A 16,867-nucleotide genomic window follows, 5' to 3' on the forward strand; every position below is an offset into this window, starting at 1 on the left:
TTGCGGTATTCTACTAAAATCCCTTTACATTTGAGCACTTCAAATAAAAGCCACAAATTACTCATTATCAGTTTAGAACATGCCGTACAAAGAGAGAGAAATCAATAAAATGTATTATACCATGGGCGAGGTTACCGAAATGTTTGGCGTAAATGCTTCGCAAATCAGGTTCTACGAAAAGGAATTCGACGTGCTGCAGCCCAAGAAAAACAAGAAGGGAAACCGGCTTTTTACACCTGAAGATATTGAAAACCTGAAGATCATCTTCCACCTGGTAGACGAAAAAGGCTTTACCCTAAAAGGGGCCAAAGAACACCTCAAAAACAACAGCAGCGACGTGAAGGAAAACCAGAAGGTCATTGCCTCTTTAGAACGCCTGAAAGATTTTTTGCTTAAATTGAACGAAGAAATCTAATAACCGCCATGCTCAGGTACCTTTTGTTTTTGATAGCAGTCTTATGCGTTTCGTGCCATTCTGGTGCCCAAAACGACCCGAGGGCCAAGGTTTTATTTGCCGATACCTCATCAACCTTTGCCAAACAGCAAAACATTGTGGTTACGCAAGGCGATTTAGCCGATTATTTAGCTTATAAAAAAATAACCGGCGACACGACGGGCCAAACCAAGAAGTACCTCAAGATACTCTTCTCTGTGAAGTCGATATTAAAATGGGGAATGAAAAAAAGCTACGAAGAAGCCATCGCCCTAGCAGAAGAAAACTTTAGGCGCCGCGATCAGGTGAATAAGGTACTGGTGGTTAAAAGCGAGCGAAAGATGTATTTGCTAAAAGACGGCAAAACCATAAAAACCTTTCCTGTTGCGCTCGGCCCTAATCCGGTAGGCCAAAAAGAATATGAAGGCGATGGCCGTACGCCTGAAGGAACATATACGCTGGACTGGCAAAAATGGAACAGTTCTACCTTTCATTCTTTCCACATTTCCTACCCTAACAAAATCGATTCGGCAAGGGCCAAAGCCAAGGGACTAACACCGGGCAGCAACATCATGGTGCACGGCACTTCTAAAGGCGAAAAAAAGAAAAAAGACTGGACCAATGGCTGCGTAGCCTTGAGCAATGCCGACATGGCCCAATTTAGGGAATTGGTTTACCAAGATACGCCCATTGAAATCAAGAAATAACTATTTTACAGCTTCATTAATCAATTGCCTCAGGGTTTCGTACTGCGCTTGCCTGCCTTTATTTTTCAGGTTGTAAGTCATTAAAACGGCGATGTAGCCATGGTCCTTCTCCAATAACGGAAAACTGCCAAACAAACCCGGACTGCTGACATAAGGGCTCAAATTGGCCAAGGTTGAGCTTTTGGTTACCCACTCGCCGTAGCCATAACCCAAACCGGTGCCAGCTTCTGCAGGGGTATAAGCTACTTTTACATCGGGCGTTATACGGTTTACCTGCATCTGGGCAATGCTGGCTTCGCTTAAAATCCTTTTGCCCTTGTACAGTCCTTTATTTTGGATCATGGTCAAAAAGCTGCTGTAATCTTCGGCGGTACTGCTGGCGCCACCTGCGGGCAAAACCACCTTTTTCTGGCCATAACTTGTATGTTGCATGCCTAAAGGCCGCGCAATTCGTTCTTGAAACAGGGATTCGAAGCTCTTGCCACTTATTTTTTCCAGCACAGCCCCTGCTATTTGCAAACCAACATTGCTGTAATGAAATACTTTGCCGGGTTGACCCTCCATGGGTAAAGCCGCAATAAAGGCGATAGTTTCATCCATACTGTTGGCTTTTCTCATCTCCGCAAGGTCATCCCGTAAAGCAGTAGCTTTGATGCCCGTGAGGTGTGAAAGGCATTGGCTAATGGTAATGTTCCCCTTTCCGTTCTGACTCAATACCGGCAAAAACCGGCCTACCGTATCGCTTAGCTTAAGTTTGCCTTCGTCAACAAAGGTCATGACCAAGGCGGCGCTGAGCCACTTGCTACAACTGGCAATGGGCAATTGGGTTTGGGCATTGTAATCGCCATTACCAACGGTGAGGTTTTGTTTGCGCGCCATCATGCGTGTGGCTATTTTCTGCCTTAGGTTTTGCTGGTTGGCCGAATTGGAATAGATCACCTTGCCGTCCTTATAAACCATGATGAAGGCACGGCCACCAAGATCGTCTACATTGGCATCAAGCCAACTGTCTACCTTACTAAAGTTGTATTGGGCTTTGCCTTGCAGCGCACCAAGGCAAAGCAAGCAGAGCAGGGAGATTTTAAATGCTTTCATTACTATAAAGATGCCAAAATCCAGAAAAGGTTTAATCTGGCGGCCATAAACTATAAATGCACCAGTCGCTATCGACTGGTGCATTTATTTTAATAGGCAAAATATTTATGGATTACCTTGCTTTTTAGTGGTATCGGGAGGTGTTTTAGTGGTATCTTTCAGCATCGAGTCCCTTCTTGAACTGTCTACTGCCGACGAATCCATGGTTCCGTTGCCGCTTTTGCTCGAGCTACATCCCACCATAGCCATACCGGCTATGGCAAGCACTATTAAAAATTTGAATTTCATTGTTATTTCTTTAAGGTTAATAATTATTCTCTTATTAAATAGCAGCTTATCTATTAAATAAACTTTGGCTCGAAAAAGTTTTAATTATTTTACAACCTACTTTCAAAAGAAAGGATTAGGTTTTCTTAAAAAAATGCCATTAAACAAAGAATTTTAATTATTTGTTTAATCCAGCTTTTTGATAATAGCAATGAGGTCTTCTTCTGCCAATTGGTTATTGGCAGCTTCAAACGTAGCGAAAGCCGTTTGCGCCAACGGCGACTGCAGGCCTTCGTTTTTGGCCAATCCGAGGTCTTTTACAATGTGCTTAAGGGCAAAGGCCGCTTCGTAATTATCCTGTAGAATGGCATCGCCTTTTATTTTGGTAAATACATTGCTTAACGCACCATTATTGAGCAATTGCAGCAAATCGGCAACTTGAATGCCTTGATTACGGGCAAATACAACGGTTTCGGCCAAACCCAAAGCGTAGAGTGCCAGCAAACTATTGATGGCCAATTTGGCCGCGTTTCCTGCCCCTGCAGGGCCTAGCCATAAAGCCATTTTGCCCAGCACATCAAACAATGGTCTTACTTGTGCTGTTGTTTCCTCCCTGCCGCCCACCATAATCACCAGCGAGCCTTCCTGGGCCTGCTTTACGCTGCCAGATACCGGTGCATCAAGATAGGAAGCCCCATTTTGCTGGCATAATTCGGCCATTTCCCTGCTGATTTGCGGAGAAACCGTGCTCATGTTGACCACAACCTTACCGGTTAGATCATTGGAAAGCAATCCGTTTTGGGCGCTGAAAACCTCCTTAACCGCCGCATCATCGCTTACCATTAAAAACACAACTGTTGCTTTTTGAATGAGCTCGGCGGGCGAATTAGCCCACATAGCCCCTTCTTGCAATAAGGTATCGGCTTTAGCCTGATTTCTATTGTATACCGAAACGGGATACCCTGCCTTCATTAAGTTACCGGCCATAGGAATGCCCATTTTACCCAGGCCTATCCAGCCGATTTGTATTTGTTCCATTTTTGTAGTGTTGAAAGGTTGGAAACCGCAAAGTTATGGATTGTCTAAGCAATAACCGCCACCAACGGCAAACCTGAACAGATAACCATAAAAAAATGCCTAAGCGGCATCCTACAGGTATATCGACATCAGACATTGGCCCAGGTTTTATCCCAAGCCAAGTCCTGCACGACGATTTTATACGAACTAAACTAATTTTTAACCCTGTTTTTCTCGCTTTCCGCACCAGATTGTTCACTTCTAGCCTTGGTAGAGAAGTTTTTTCCGAAACGATAACTCAAGCTCAAGGCCACATTTCTAGAATCGCTTCTATTGCGCCAATTGGCTTCGGTATTGGCCAGGTTGTTGATTACGCCATTGAACACACGTGTCCTGAAAATATCGTTCATGGCCAATTTCAAAGTGGTTTTTTGCGACAGCTTTTTTTGCACGGCCAATCCGGCTTCTTGCAAGGAGCCTATATCAAACTGCACGTCGCGAAAGTTGCTTTGGTACCTGTAGTTCAATTCGCCGCTCCAGGTAGGCGTAAATTTGAGCTGTACATTGGTATTTCCGGCAAACAGGTTCCCGTTGGTTTTTAAGAACCCGGTATAGAAATCGGTTTTGGATCGGAAATTTGAAAATTCGGCATAGGCATGAATGCTGAGCCATTTGGTGAGGTCAAAATTCCCATCCATCGAAAGACTCAGGATTTTCTTTTTTCCCACGTTTCCAGGCCTGCTGTAATAGGTTCCATCCACAATTTCGATGGTTTCGTTTACATCGTCTTTAATGCTGCTGAAGCTAAACGTAGTGGTTAGCATGTTTTTAAAGCTGTGCGAAATTTCAATACTCTGCGTGTAGGCAGGTTTCAGGAAAGGGTTTCCTACATAATAGGTAAACTTGTCTAAGGGCGAGAAAAAAGGATTCAGATCCTGATAATAAGGCCTGTCTATCCGTTTGCCATAATTGAATCCCAATTGGTGGTGGCCCGAAGTATCGAGTTTATAGGTCAGGTAAAAAGTAGGAAACAAACTGGTGTAGCTTCTTTTGAAACTCGAATCGGGTTTCATGGCATTGCCCAGCTGATGGCCGTCGGAAACCGTATTTTCTAAGCGCAAACCGGCCTGAACCGAAAACCGTTTGCCTTCGTTGCTCATGTTCAGGTAAGCGGCATTGATGTTTTCCTTGTACAAAAAGTGGTTGCTTTTGTTGTAGTCGGGCGTAGTTACATCATTTACCGTATTGCGGTAATCGGCGGTATTGTCGGTTTTGGTATAACTGGTTTTCAGGCCCGATGCCAATTTCCAGGTTTTGCCCAGGGGATAGCTGTAATCGGTTTTTAACGAATAGATATCGATGTTTGAAGGAAGATTGCCACTCAAAATATCATGCGATTTGAGGGTTCTATCGGCAAAATAGCTATAGTTGTAATACACCTGGTCGGTTTGGTTGCGATAGGCAATGTAATCGGCATCGAAAGTAAGCTCACTTCCTTCCTTCTTGAATTTGTGCCTCATGTTGAGGTTAACGCCTCCATTTTTGAAGTGGATATCGTCTACATTTCGGGCAACGATAATCGAATCGGGCTGCATGGCTGGATTAAAAAGGTTGCTGGTATTGTTGTTGACCTGGTTCGAAGCCCGGTTCATGCCACTGAGCACTACACCCCAAGTAGTTTGCTCCGAAGCATAAAAGTCTAAGCCTGTTTTAAGGTTAAAGGTATTGCCATGCCTTTTGAAATAACTGTTCTGGTTAAAGAACGATTTTACGCTTTGATCTGGATTTTTGTAAACGCGGTTCAGGTCAAGATCGGTAAAACTGTTGTTCAGGTTATAGCTCAGGTTGCCAAACAGGTTGATTTTGTTGTTGCGGTAATTGAAATTGAAGCTGTTGTTAGAGCGGGTTAGTTCGCCCTGGTTCAGACCTAGGTTCAAACCGCCGTTAAAGCCTACCACTTTGCTTTTTTTGGTTTTGATGTTGATTACGCCCGCATTGCCCGCTGCATCGTACTTGGCTGGCGGATTGGTCATGAGTTCGATCTGATCGATGGCTGAAGATGGCAGGGATTTGAGGTAGTTCTCCAAATCGGCACCGGATAAATAAGCCGGTTTGTCATCGATAAAAACATTTACGCCTTTTTTGCCTTTCAGGCTAATGCCTCCATCTTGATCAACCAAAACTCCTGGCGACTTGCTGAGTACATCGAGTGCCGTAGTGCCCGCATTTGAAATCAATGCATCTACATTAACCACCGTCCGGTCTATTTTACGTTCTACAAATGCCTTTTTCTGCGTAATGTTTACTTCTTTGAGGGTATTGGCCGTTGCGCTTAGCCTGATATCGCCAAGGTCGATGTTTTGCTGGGAGGCATCCATTTGCAACGGCGCGCTTTTGTAGCTGCCATAACCCATGGCTGCAATCCTGATCAGGTAGGTATTGTTGGCCAATTGCTCAAAGCCAAATTTGCCATCGGCTTCGGTAAAGGCGCTTTTGACCAATACCGAATCTTTTGCCCGATACAAAGCCACGGTAGCATATTCAATTTTTTTGCCATCGTTGTCTTTTACGGTGCCATATATTTTGGCTACAGGCTGCTGGGCACGAACGGTTAGGGCAATATTTATCCAGATGGCTAAAAAAGCCAGTAATTTCAGTTTCATAAATTGAGGAAAGTTAGTTTGGGTAAGGTGATTATTTAGAACGCACTTCGTAATTGTAAACCAGTGCCGTTCCTGGCTTTTTCAGGTATTTGGTTTTGTATTTTTGATGTGTTTCTGCATCAATGGCCTGTCCATTTACCATAAAACTGGTTCCATCTAGGCGATAACTCAAGTTGTTTGTGGTTTTGATGATGCCATCTTTTAACATTTCGCGGTTCACCTGATCAGAAAATTCCTTGCCGCTCATATCGCCACCATCGGTTACCGAAATACTTTCGGTGGTTCTGCCTACCTTGGTTGATGTTTTAGGAGCAACTGGCACCGCAGGTGGATTAACTGCTGCCGGAACATTGAGGTTTCCATGCAAAGGAGTTAAAGGCGTGGCTGGTGTATGCGGGGCTCTTGGGCTTGGCAGGGGCTTGGCAAGCGGCGATAGTTTTCTTTTGGCCGAATCGAGCTTGTGATTCCTATTGCTATTGGTATTTTGCATCCTATAACCAGCTGCCATTTGTTTATCAATCTCAGCCCTTTTTCTATCTATTTCAGCTGCTTTACGTTCTATTTCGCTTTGTGACCTTGCACGTTGGTCAAGCAATTGCTGGCTTCTACTATAGCGCTTTTCCTGCTCATAGTATTGTCGTTGCTTTTTGGCATCTTCCTGCATTCTTTTGTAATCGGCGCTGTTCTGTTTGTATAGCGCTTTATGTTTCTCGTAGTTGAGACTATCGGCTATATAACGTGCCTCGTATTGCGCTTTATTTTTTTCGTAATGAAGGCTATCGGCTATATATCGTGCCTTGTCTTCGGCATTAACTTCTCTATACTCATTCTTTACTACTACACCGTTCTTAGTTACCACTTCATGTTCTTTGATGACGGTTTTTTGGCTTGAACCAGCCTTAGGCTTTGTATTGTTCTTCTGGTTTTGGGTGGCGTTTTGCTGTTTTTTAGGCTTATCTTGAAAAAGACCGATGCTGTTTAATGATCCAGCAGCCATAGCCGTATGCACCTGTGTAAAGGCGGCCGAACACACAAAAACCGTTACCAGGGCCATAGCCAGAATTGCCTTTTCCATCTTGTTTAAACTAGTTCTCGTATCGAACAACATTCTCTTTACGCGATCCAACAATTGGTTTTTGCCACCCGTAAGCGCCATGGCATAGCCTAGAGCACTAGCCTGAAATTCCTGGCAGTACAGCAAGGCATTCACATAGTTCTTTTTGTCGCCTACGCATTGCAGGGCCAAATCGTCGCAGCAGTGCTCTCTTTCCGTTCTGATCAGTTTAGACATCCATAATACCGCAGGATTGAAGAAAAACACGATTTCCAACAAATTCTGCAAGAGGTTTACCAAATAATCGCGCCTTTTTACGTGTGCCAGCTCGTGCGCCAAAATAGCTTCTACTTCTGCCATGCCTAAGCCGTTAATCAGTCCCAATGGCAAAAGGATGACCGGTTTAAAATGGCCAACCACCATGGGTACCTTGGCAATGCCCGACTGTACCAGCTTAATGGTCTTACTCAGGCCCAGTTTGTGGCCAAGCTCTATCACTTTTACCTCCCAAAACTTGCCTGCATCGAAAGTCTGGTTCTTCTTTAAAAAGGCAATGCCGCTTAAGCCTACCCATAAATGGATGCTTTTGGCACAAATAATCAAAAACCATATCAATACGATTTGTGCCGAATAGGCATTCCACAAATCCATGAGGTTGCGGATCTTAAAGTCAAACTGATTGCCTGCAGGCACCATGGTGGCCACCTGTTGGGCAACAATGGGCTGTGCACTTGTTTGGTTTGCAACAGGTGTGGCCAACGTGGCTGTTCCATTGCCCAGTTCGTATATAAAGCTGGCGCCAACACCCGCTACAAAAAGCAACAGGCAACCTACCAAAAGCTTATAACGCATTGCCGAACTCGACTTACGTGAAAATGATAGCAAGAAAGCGGTAATAACCGACAATACAACGCCAATCCATAGCGAATGGAACAAGGAAGCGCCAATGGCATGGAGCCAGTTTTCGGGAATAAGGTTAACAAATAGAGATTTCATGGTGTGGTTCTTAAGGTTTAATCTGTTTATTGGTTACAACATCTTTTTGATGGCTTCTATTTCTTCTTTAGAGATTTTTTCATTGCCCAACAGCTGCATCATCAGGCGCGAAGCGGAACCTTTGTACAAGGTGTTCACGAAACGGTCTAACAACTGGTCTTTCGTTTTCTCTTCTGCTTCTACCGGAATATAAATGTGCTTCATCTGGCTTTCGTCTCTTTTTAATATCCCCTTCTCGGTCATGATCTGCATCTGCTTCAGGGTCGATGTATAATTGACGTCTTTTTGCAGATTTAGTTGCTCGTTCACAAAACGAACTGTCGACGGACCGAATTCCCACAGCACTTGTAAAATCTCAAGTTCGGCCTTTGTTGGTTCAGGCAGTTGCTTTCCAGTTGATATATTTTCCATATTCCAAAGGTACGATACTTTTCGTACGATGCAAATATTAGGATGAATTTTTTTGAGAAATATTTTAAATAATGTGAATAGGCATTTTAAAGAGCGTTTTTATTTTGAAAAAAATATCCCCAGCCTTACAAACCAAGGGCACCCAAACGAAAATTTTAGGCAAGAACTATTTCAATGTACCACACAATATTTCCTTTTTGCCATCAATTAGCACCCCCTTAGCCCAGTGAAGTTGCCTCTTTATTGAAACCTTGGTTTTGACCCTTCTTACGCTGTAGCGTAACTATTTTTTTTATTTAGCGTCATATACGGTAGATTAGCATTAAAGCATGACCGAGATTTTCGAAAACATAAAAAAGCTTTATGAGTTTGAACAACCATGCGAAGAGCTCTCGACCTATATCGAGTTCTTTTCGGAAACCTCGCTCGTGGCCACCCAAAGCTACGTAGCAAGCGAAGAGTTTACCGTAAAGCTCTTTCCCAGCTATACTCCTACTATTTGGATCAATCTGGGTTCGCCCTATTTTTTAAAAAACGGAAGTGACTGGAAAAACGTAGACCAGCAGACAGACGTTCTGGTATTGCGCAACGAAATTATAGAGCGTCGAAATCTGCCAACCGACAATATTTTCACCATCAAGTTCTTCCCAGGCGCTATCGAAGCCCTATTTGGCACCAGTCAGGCGCAAATCGGTAGCCAGATTTTAGAAGCAACCGAGCTTATCCCCTACACCATCCTGCAAAAACTCAAAAATCTCAGCGATTTTAAAGACCGTATCAAACTGCTGGAAGCTTTCTTTTTAGGCAAGCTCTATCAAAAAAACAAAGTTGGCCATGATTATACCTATGTGCAAAAAGCCATCGCCCTGTTTGCCAGTTCTGGCCTGGCCAACAAAAACAGCGAACTGGCTCGGCAACTGGCCTTAACCGATAAAAGCCTTTACCGTTATTTTACGCAAACCGTGGGCGCCAGTCCCAAAACCTACATGGCTATGCTCAGGGCCAGAACAGCACTAACCGCCTACATTGCAGATACGCCAAACTTTAACCCTTATGCATATGGCTATTATGACCGCAGCCATTTTTACAAAGACGTATACAATTTTACAGGCCAGCGATTGGGCAGGCAACTCAATTAAGATTGTCCGATTTTTACTTTACCGGTGTTTGCAATTGGCGTTTCTTTGTTCAAAAAGAATATTATGAGAGTTTTCATCATCCTACTGTATCTTTCCCTGATGGTTCAATTGGCCAATGCCCAAGGCTATCAGGCTGAAATTGAACCTATGTTGTGTCCCATAAAAATTGGAGAAGGCGTAATTGCCCAATGCGGCTATTTGGTGGTACCCGAAAATAGGCAAAAGCCTAAGGGCCGGAAAATAAAGGTGCCATTTATATTTGCACGCAAAGCCGATGCAGATTCTACACAAAACGTGAGCTTATATACCACTGGTGGCCCAGGTTACAGCACCATTTCCTATATTTCCGAAATCAATGCCAACTCTGGTTTTTTAAAATATGGCGGTTTTATTGCCTTTGATCAGCGTGGCACCCAAAAATCAATTCCTGCGCTCGAAAGCCCGGAAATTGAAGAAGCCCTTAAGCGTTCTTACCGCGAAAACCTCAGCAAAGACAGCCTGATGCTTATCGCTACCCAGCAAATGCGGCAAAGATTGACTGATCAAGGTATCGATCTTTCGGCCTATAACACTGTAGAAAGCGCGGCCGACATTAACGACCTTAGGGCTGCCCTTCACCTCAAACAGCTTAACCTGGTCGGCATTTCGTACAGCGGTGGGCTAATGCTTACCGTAGCGCGCCTCTATCCTGAAATGGTGCGAACCCTGATTTTAAACAGTCCTTTGCCGAGCTATGTTAACTACGAAGAACATGCTTTGTTTAACATGAACGAGGCCTTGGATCAGGTTTTTGCCAATTGCGAGGCCGATTCGACCAACAAGGGGCTTTACGGCAACCTGAAAAAACGATTTCAGGATTATTTCACTTCGATAACCAACAAGCGCTTTACCATCAGCTACCAGGAAAAGGGAAGCAACGAAAGGCTGACGATCACCTATGGCAAAGCCGAACTGCTGGATGCTATTTTTACCCGCATGAACCCCAGCCAACTCAAGGGCGTACCTTTTGCCATTTACGAAATTACCAGTGGCAAGCACGATTCGTATGTGAAAGCGGTATTAGACGGAGTTTTTGCCGGCAATCCAGGCTACACTTTAGGCATGCGCTATTCGGTTTACTGCAGCGAGCAGATTGCTTATGCCAACCCCAAGCTGATTAAGCAACAAGAAAAAGACCTGCCCTGGTTTGCCGGATATCCTTTTAACAACGTTAATCAGACGCTATGCAACTGCTGGATGGTAAAACCAGCCCCTTCGTACATGAAAGAAGCGCTTTATAGCAACATACCGGTACTGGCTTCGGCTGGTGATGCCGATCCTTTTTGCAGGCCGTTTTATAACCGTCTCATTAAAAAAACCATGCCTAATGCGCAATTGCTCATCGTGCATAACCGCGGACATGGCGCCGGTTTTGGAAGTGCCAATTCAGATTTTCTCGATCAATTTTTGAAAAACCCTTACCAAAAGCTGGTTTCGAATGACCCGAATATTAAGGTGGAGTGAGGAGGTTGGAAGGCGGAAGGTAGAAGGTGGAAGGTAGAAAGGTGGAAAGTGGAAAGCAAATAACATCGCTAGTGGGGATGTGCCATCTATCCTTAACTTAAAGAGATTGTTTCGTCGTTTGTAACCACTGTCGACTATTATTTTCTAACCAACCCAGGTGCCGCTCTTTTTAAGGTAACGGATCAGCAGGTAATACACCGCTAAAAAAACGCCCCCTGCCACAGCCAAGGCATTTCTTAGCCCGATATTGCCTTGGGTTATTTGTGGGTAATAGAACAACAGGATGACAAAAATACCCAACAGCCAAATGGTTTGCGTATTGTATTCTTTAATGAGCCAACGCTTGCCGTTAAAGCGCATGCTCGAAATGGTTTTGCCCATGCCTCGAAAGTTAATCAGCCAACGGCTAACCCTGTTGCAATATTCATCGAACTGGCCGCCAAACTTGTTACGCAAAAAATTTTCTTCGGCCAGAACAATGGCTTGGTAGATAAAAAGAAACAAGGGCATCAAAACAGCCACAAACAATAGCGAATTGATCAACAAACCTACGCCAAGCAACATCAGGATATTACCTACATACAGAGGATTGCGGCAATGGTTAAACAACCCTTCGGTTACCAAGTCATCGGCATGTACCTTTTTGTCTTTGCCACCACGTACAATATAGGCCAATGCAATGGTCACTCCGCGAATGAGCTGTCCACTTATGGTCACACCCAGCCCTATAATTAACGGATAAAGGTAATAATCTGGGCCAAATACGCTTGCCCTAAAGATTTTTGGCGAAGGAATAAACAAGCCCAGGTAGAGAAAGATAAACAAGAAATTACGATACCTGAAAAAGAAATTGCCAATTGCGATCATATCGGTTGATTAGTTCTTGATGGCAATAAATCCCGAAAAATTGTACCATTTAAAGAAGTTTTCTACATGCTGAAAGCCAGCTTCCTTTAAAATCTTGAAATTCTCGCTCAACTTATAAGGAATGAGCACATTTTCGAGGGCTTCGCGCTTCTGCGAAATCTCCAATTCGCTATATTGATTGCGGCGCTTGTAATCGTAGTAGTATTTGATAAAGTTTCTGTTGAACAGGCTATCTTCGGCCAATATTTTTTCCGAAATAATCAATACGCCTCCCGGCACCAATGCATTGTAAATTTTCCTGAGCAGGCGTTCTCTATAAATTGGCCTTACAAACTGTAAGGTTAAGCAGAGAATAACCACCGAAGCATTCTCAATCTGCAGTTCGTTGTGCAAATCGGCCAGCACCAGTTCATAATTACGTTCAAACCTGGCTTCTTTAAGCTTGGCTTCACATTTTTTGAGCATTTCGGCCGAATCGTCAACACCTACAAACCTGATGTTTTTTGCTACATGGGGATCGAGGCCGATCATAGTGGTTCCGGTAGAACATCCCAAATCGATTACCTGCGTATGCGGCATGGCGTGTTCGGCCGCCAGTTCAATAATCATGCGTTGTATTTCGTTGTAAAATGGTACCGAGCGTTCTACCATGTCGTCGAATGCGTTGGCTACCGTTGCACCAAATTTGAAATCTGAAGGTTTTTTGATTTCCTCGCTAAATACCTTATCTACCTGCGGGTTTTTGCTCATCTAGTCGTCAATCTTTTTCCAGTTAATCGGTTCCGTCCCTTATGTGCATTACCTGACCTGTAAGCTATTGCTAACTATCTGTTTACGTAATACCTACATCTGACAAACACTGGGCTAAATAGTTTAAGAAACCGGATTTTGCAACATAAATATTACAGAAAAGCGAGTGGCTGGTCTCAACAAGAAAGCGGGAACGATCCGAAGACTGTTCCCGCTTAAATTAACGCTCTCACCTATATAAGCGATTCTTTTGGGCAAATATTGTGCTGCCCCGAATATTTTTTTTGCAAACCGGTTTTAAGCCTCTAAATAAGAACAAGCTGCCGACCGCCTTATGGAAGTGCAATGCCATTTTTTTGATAACTTGCCCAAATGCTTTAAAACAACCGAAACAGGTTAAACAAGTTTGTCCGATGGCGCACAGTAATTGTCCGATTACGAACATCAACCCCAACCCAAATCAACCTTAAAACACTGATAATAAACCATATAAAACATTTTATCAATTTGGCATCAGCTTCGCTATAAACAGTAAAAATTAAACAAACATGTTTGCACTTAACCTCAAAATAGCCTTTCGCAACCTTTGGAAACATAGAGGATATGCCATTTTTAATATCATCGGCTTAGCCATCAGTCTAACCTGTGTATTGATCATCTTCCTTTTTATACACCAATGGCTGAGCGCCGACAACTTCCATCCCAAAGCCAACCGCACTTATCGTGTAGTGTCTATTGGCAATAACAAAGGCGTAAGAAATCCAATGATGGGCGTTCCTGCGCCAATGGCCAATGCGCTGAGGGCCGAATTTCCGCAACTGGAAAAAGTGGCCAATATTGCCCAATCATTTCAAGTGGTGGATGTTCCAGAAAGCAACGGCACTATTAAACAACATTTTAGGGAATATGGCAGTCTCTTTTATACCGATCCAGCGTTTTTCGAAATTTTGAATTTCCCTTGGCTCATGGGCAGTCCCAGCTCGCTCAATGCCCCCCTACACATGGCGCTTACCCAGAGTACTGCGGTTAAGTATTTCGGAAACTGGCAAAATGCGATGGGCAAAAAACTCAAGTTGGCAGGCGACGACCGGCTCTATGAGGTAACGGGCATTATGAAGGATATTCCGTCAAACTCCGACTTCCCCATTCATGTGGCGGTTTCGTTCCAAAATTATTACAATGCAACAAGTACCCGCTGGAATTCGGTAGATCAAGGGCACCACTGCTATGTATTGGCTAAACCAGGCACCGATATGGCCAGCCTGCAGCAACAATTAAGTACCTTTACCAAGAAATATTACGATCCGAAAGATCCCTTATCCAACACCCACGAATTCCAAAGCTTTGCAACCATCCATACCGACGATAACTATGGCACTTTCTCGGGCAAGCATTACACCAACGGCCAGTTAAACGCCCTAAAAATCATCGGTGCGTTCTTATTGCTCATCGCCTGTATCAATTTCATCAACATGGCTACGGCACAGGCCGTAAGCCGATCGAAGGAAGTAGGTGTTAGAAAAGTATTGGGCAGTACCCGCAAGCAGTTAATGGTGAGGTTTTTGGGCGAGACTTTTATCATTACGCTCATAGCCATTATCATAGCCTGCATCCTGACCGAAACCTGCCTGCCCATTGTCGGCAATTTTCTCGACCAGCAGATTTCGTTCAATATTCAGCAATATCCTGTTTTGTTGGTGTTTATTTTTACCTTGTGGGTCTGCATCAGCTTTTTGGCGGGTACGTACCCAGCGCTTATCATATCGGGCTACAACCCTATCAGCGCACTAAAAAGCAAGATAAGAGCCCAAAAAGTTGATGCGTTTAGCCTTAGAAACATATTGGTGGTGTTGCAATTCAGTGTAACGCTGGTGCTGATTATTGCCACGCTGATTGTGGTTAAACAGATCAATTTCTTTAAAAACAAGCCTTTGGGCTTTAACGACAGGGCCATCGTCCAACTTAATGTGCCGAGCGACAGCCTGAGCAAGCTGCGCTTTGCCTCGTTCAAGCAAAAACTCATGGCCAATAGCGGCATAGAAATGGTTAGCTATGCTTACACGGCGCCCAGTACCTCTTCCAATAATTTCACCAGTTTTTACCTCAACAATTCGTCAGAGAAAGGAGATTTTTTAGTCTGCAACAAACCAGCCGACGAAGATTACTTTAAACTCTTTGGCTTGCGGCTTCTTGCCGGAAAGCCATTGAGCAAAACCGATACAACTACCGGCTACATCCTGAACGAAACCATGCTTCATCAGCTTAACTTTAAAAAGCCTGATGAAGCCATAGGCAAAATGCTGAAGCTGAACAAAAGGGCAAATGCGCCAATTATTGGCGTGGTGCAAAATTTCAACAACCTTTCATTGCATGGCGAAATTACTCCTGTTGTGCTTTATACCAGCAAAGACGAGTACCAAACCTTGTTTGTTAAACTTGCGCCATCGCATATGCAAGCTACCCTCAAAGCAATTGCCAACGACTTCAGTTCGTTTTTTCCGAACCAGTTTTACGAACAGCCAAGCTTTTACGACCAGTATATTGCCAATTATTACCTGGTAGAAGAAAAAACGGCCACCCTGCTCAGCACGTTTACCGGAATTGCCATCTTTATTTCCTGCTTTGGGCTTTTCTCGCTGATTTCTTTTGTAGCTGTACAGCGAACCAAGGAAATGGCCATTCGTAAGGTACTTGGCGCCACCACTGTCGAGCTGGTTAAGCAACTGAACCATTCATTTGTAAAGATGATGCTGATTGCCAACCTCATTGCCTGGCCTTTGTCTTATATTTTGCTGACCAAATGGTTGCAGACTTTTGCCTACAAGATCGATTTTCCTTGGCAGCCTTTTATTTGGGCAGGTTTATCGTCGGTACTCATCTTGGTGGTTACGGTAAGTTTCAGGGCTTACAAAACCGCGGTATCAAACCCAATAAATGCCCTGAAATACGAATAGGTGAACGATTTCAACTTTCCAACATTACCACCTGACCACAAAAAAGCGGGAACCATCCGTAGACGATTCCCGCTTTCAAATTAACGCTCTCCTACTATTAGACGATCTTTTGAACGAAATATTGTGCAAATAGCCAATTTTGCTTGTTGGCTAAGCCAGAAGCCCATTTAAAGTCGGGCCACTTGAAACGAATCAACAAATCCATCAACTAATTTTCTATTTTTGGAGATGAGGAAATCTTATATCACGGTGTTCATGCTGATGGCCTTTGCTTCGTTGCTTCAGGCGCAAGAGCTTCCTGTTTTTGAAAAAGCAGTATACCAAACCCGGCAAGACAGTCTGCCCTACCGCTTGCTTTACCCTCAAAATTACAATCCTAAGCAAAATATCCCTTGCTCCTCTTTCTGCACGGCATGGGCGTTCGGGGCAACGACAATCAAAAACAAATCGTTAACCTTCCGAAAGCTTTGTTAACGGCTCAAGGCCGAGCAGCTTATCATTGTTTCATTTTGGTGCCTCAATGTCCGGGCAATGATGTTTGGGTAAAATTCCCCGAATTTCCAAAAAGCCTTTCGGCAACTGTCAAGCCCACCAAAAGCACGGCTTCGGCTTTGGCTTTATTGGCCAACTTGCAACAGCAATTGCCAATAGACCGCAACAGAATTTATGTGATGGGCAATTCTATGGGTGGCGAGGCCACTTTCGATTTCCTGGCGCGAAAACCCAAGCTATTTGCTGGCGCAATCCCGATATGTGCCGTGGCCGATACGGCAACAGCCAGACGGATTTACCGTACCCCGATTTGGGCCTTTCATGGCAACCAAGATGATGTAAACGATGTAAAATATACCCGAATGATGATCGATGCGCTTAGGCAACGGGGAGGAAAACCAAAATATACCGAATATCCCGGCATTAAGCACAACAGCTGGGATAAAGCCTATGCCGAGCCCGAACTATTCGACTGGTTGTTTGCCCAAAGCAAAAAATAAGTTTGAGTGTTTAGTTTTT

General features: G+C 44.0%; 14 protein-coding genes. 6 read left to right on the plus strand and 8 right to left on the minus strand.

Annotation, left to right across the window (positions count from 1 at the left end):
* The first annotated feature begins 79 nt into the window (after window positions 1-79).
* On the plus strand, window positions 80-415 hold the full coding sequence (locus tag JHD69_RS08630; RefSeq protein WP_199139355.1) for a MerR family transcriptional regulator: 336 nt from the start codon (window positions 80-82) through the stop codon (window positions 413-415).
* An 8-nt stretch (window positions 416-423) separates the two neighbouring features.
* Window positions 424-1,140: a L,D-transpeptidase family protein gene (locus JHD69_RS08635; protein WP_199139358.1), complete on the plus strand. Its 717-nt coding sequence runs from the start codon at window positions 424-426 to the stop codon at window positions 1,138-1,140.
* On the opposite strand, the gene JHD69_RS08640 is transcribed toward JHD69_RS08635, so the two are convergent.
* The 6 genes from JHD69_RS08640 to JHD69_RS08665 form a co-directional block, all read right to left on the minus strand.
* Window positions 1,141-2,235: a serine hydrolase domain-containing protein gene (locus JHD69_RS08640; RefSeq protein WP_199139360.1), complete on the minus strand. Its 1,095-nt coding sequence runs from the start codon at window positions 2,233-2,235 to the stop codon at window positions 1,141-1,143.
* 105 nt (window positions 2,236-2,340) lie between these two features.
* Window positions 2,341-2,523 (minus strand): coproporphyrinogen III oxidase, encoded by a 183-nt coding sequence (locus JHD69_RS08645; protein WP_199139362.1) that lies wholly within the window; start codon window positions 2,521-2,523, stop codon window positions 2,341-2,343.
* A 165-nt stretch (window positions 2,524-2,688) separates the two neighbouring features.
* On the minus strand, window positions 2,689-3,540 hold the full coding sequence (locus JHD69_RS08650) for an NAD(P)-dependent oxidoreductase (protein WP_199139363.1): 852 nt from the start codon (window positions 3,538-3,540) through the stop codon (window positions 2,689-2,691).
* 191 nt (window positions 3,541-3,731) lie between these two features.
* The gene (locus tag JHD69_RS08655; RefSeq protein WP_199139365.1) at window positions 3,732-6,182 is read right to left on the minus strand and encodes a TonB-dependent receptor; all 2,451 of its coding nucleotides are present in this window, start codon (window positions 6,180-6,182) and stop codon (window positions 3,732-3,734) included.
* Window positions 6,183-6,213: 31 nt separating this feature from the next.
* A complete protein-coding gene (locus tag JHD69_RS08660) occupies window positions 6,214-8,232 on the minus strand; it encodes a M56 family metallopeptidase (protein WP_199139367.1) in 2,019 nt (672 codons plus the stop codon).
* Between the two features lie 33 nt (window positions 8,233-8,265).
* Window positions 8,266-8,643: a BlaI/MecI/CopY family transcriptional regulator gene (locus tag JHD69_RS08665; protein ID WP_199139369.1), complete on the minus strand. Its 378-nt coding sequence runs from the start codon at window positions 8,641-8,643 to the stop codon at window positions 8,266-8,268.
* A gap of 329 nt (window positions 8,644-8,972) precedes the next feature.
* Between JHD69_RS08665 and JHD69_RS08670 the strand changes: the two genes are divergently transcribed.
* Both JHD69_RS08670 and JHD69_RS08675 read left to right on the plus strand, forming a co-directional pair.
* Window positions 8,973-9,782: a helix-turn-helix domain-containing protein gene (locus JHD69_RS08670; protein WP_199139371.1), complete on the plus strand. Its 810-nt coding sequence runs from the start codon at window positions 8,973-8,975 to the stop codon at window positions 9,780-9,782.
* Window positions 9,783-9,845: 63 nt separating this feature from the next.
* Complete coding sequence (locus JHD69_RS08675) at window positions 9,846-11,285, plus strand: alpha/beta fold hydrolase (RefSeq protein ID WP_199139373.1); 1,440 nt, start codon at window positions 9,846-9,848, stop codon at window positions 11,283-11,285.
* A 144-nt stretch (window positions 11,286-11,429) separates the two neighbouring features.
* On the opposite strand, the gene JHD69_RS08680 is transcribed toward JHD69_RS08675, so the two are convergent.
* Both JHD69_RS08680 and cmoA read right to left on the minus strand, forming a co-directional pair.
* Complete coding sequence (locus JHD69_RS08680) at window positions 11,430-12,152, minus strand: methyltransferase family protein (RefSeq protein ID WP_199139375.1); 723 nt, start codon at window positions 12,150-12,152, stop codon at window positions 11,430-11,432.
* A 9-nt stretch (window positions 12,153-12,161) separates the two neighbouring features.
* Window positions 12,162-12,902 carry a carboxy-S-adenosyl-L-methionine synthase CmoA gene (gene cmoA / locus JHD69_RS08685; protein ID WP_199139377.1) on the minus strand — a complete coding sequence of 247 codons (741 nt, stop codon included), beginning with the start codon at window positions 12,900-12,902 and terminating at the stop codon, window positions 12,162-12,164.
* 548 nt (window positions 12,903-13,450) lie between these two features.
* Here cmoA and JHD69_RS08690 point away from each other — a divergent pair.
* Together JHD69_RS08690 and JHD69_RS08695 are read left to right on the plus strand one after the other, a co-directional pair.
* The gene (locus JHD69_RS08690; RefSeq protein ID WP_199139379.1) at window positions 13,451-15,856 is read left to right on the plus strand and encodes an ABC transporter permease; all 2,406 of its coding nucleotides are present in this window, start codon (window positions 13,451-13,453) and stop codon (window positions 15,854-15,856) included.
* A 392-nt stretch (window positions 15,857-16,248) separates the two neighbouring features.
* On the plus strand, window positions 16,249-16,848 hold the full coding sequence (locus JHD69_RS08695) for a prolyl oligopeptidase family serine peptidase (protein ID WP_233165790.1): 600 nt from the start codon (window positions 16,249-16,251) through the stop codon (window positions 16,846-16,848).
* Window positions 16,849-16,867: the final 19 nt, after the last annotated feature.

Source organism: Pedobacter sp. ASV12, assembly GCF_016429155.1.
Taxonomy (GTDB): domain Bacteria; phylum Bacteroidota; class Bacteroidia; order Sphingobacteriales; family Sphingobacteriaceae; genus Pedobacter.

Excerpts from the sequence above, each read along its gene's own strand:
- JHD69_RS08690 (WP_199139379.1), top strand. The coding sequence starts at position 13,451 with ATGTTTGCACTTAACCTCAAAATAGCCTTTCGCAACCTTTGGAAACAT.
- JHD69_RS08670 (WP_199139371.1), top strand. The coding sequence starts at position 8,973 with ATGACCGAGATTTTCGAAAACATAAAAAAGCTTTATGAGTTTGAACAA.
- JHD69_RS08665 (WP_199139369.1), bottom strand. The coding sequence starts at position 8,643 with ATGGAAAATATATCAACTGGAAAGCAACTGCCTGAACCAACAAAGGCC.
- JHD69_RS08660 (WP_199139367.1), bottom strand. The coding sequence starts at position 8,232 with ATGAAATCTCTATTTGTTAACCTTATTCCCGAAAACTGGCTCCATGCC.
- JHD69_RS08645 (WP_199139362.1), bottom strand. The coding sequence starts at position 2,523 with ATGAAATTCAAATTTTTAATAGTGCTTGCCATAGCCGGTATGGCTATG.
- JHD69_RS08650 (WP_199139363.1), bottom strand. The coding sequence starts at position 3,540 with ATGGAACAAATACAAATCGGCTGGATAGGCCTGGGTAAAATGGGCATT.
- JHD69_RS08640 (WP_199139360.1), bottom strand. The coding sequence starts at position 2,235 with ATGAAAGCATTTAAAATCTCCCTGCTCTGCTTGCTTTGCCTTGGTGCG.
- JHD69_RS08630 (WP_199139355.1), top strand. The coding sequence starts at position 80 with ATGCCGTACAAAGAGAGAGAAATCAATAAAATGTATTATACCATGGGC.
- JHD69_RS08655 (WP_199139365.1), bottom strand. The coding sequence starts at position 6,182 with ATGAAACTGAAATTACTGGCTTTTTTAGCCATCTGGATAAATATTGCC.
- cmoA (WP_199139377.1), bottom strand. The coding sequence starts at position 12,902 with ATGAGCAAAAACCCGCAGGTAGATAAGGTATTTAGCGAGGAAATCAAA.
- JHD69_RS08635 (WP_199139358.1), top strand. The coding sequence starts at position 424 with ATGCTCAGGTACCTTTTGTTTTTGATAGCAGTCTTATGCGTTTCGTGC.
- JHD69_RS08680 (WP_199139375.1), bottom strand. The coding sequence starts at position 12,152 with ATGATCGCAATTGGCAATTTCTTTTTCAGGTATCGTAATTTCTTGTTT.
- JHD69_RS08675 (WP_199139373.1), top strand. The coding sequence starts at position 9,846 with ATGAGAGTTTTCATCATCCTACTGTATCTTTCCCTGATGGTTCAATTG.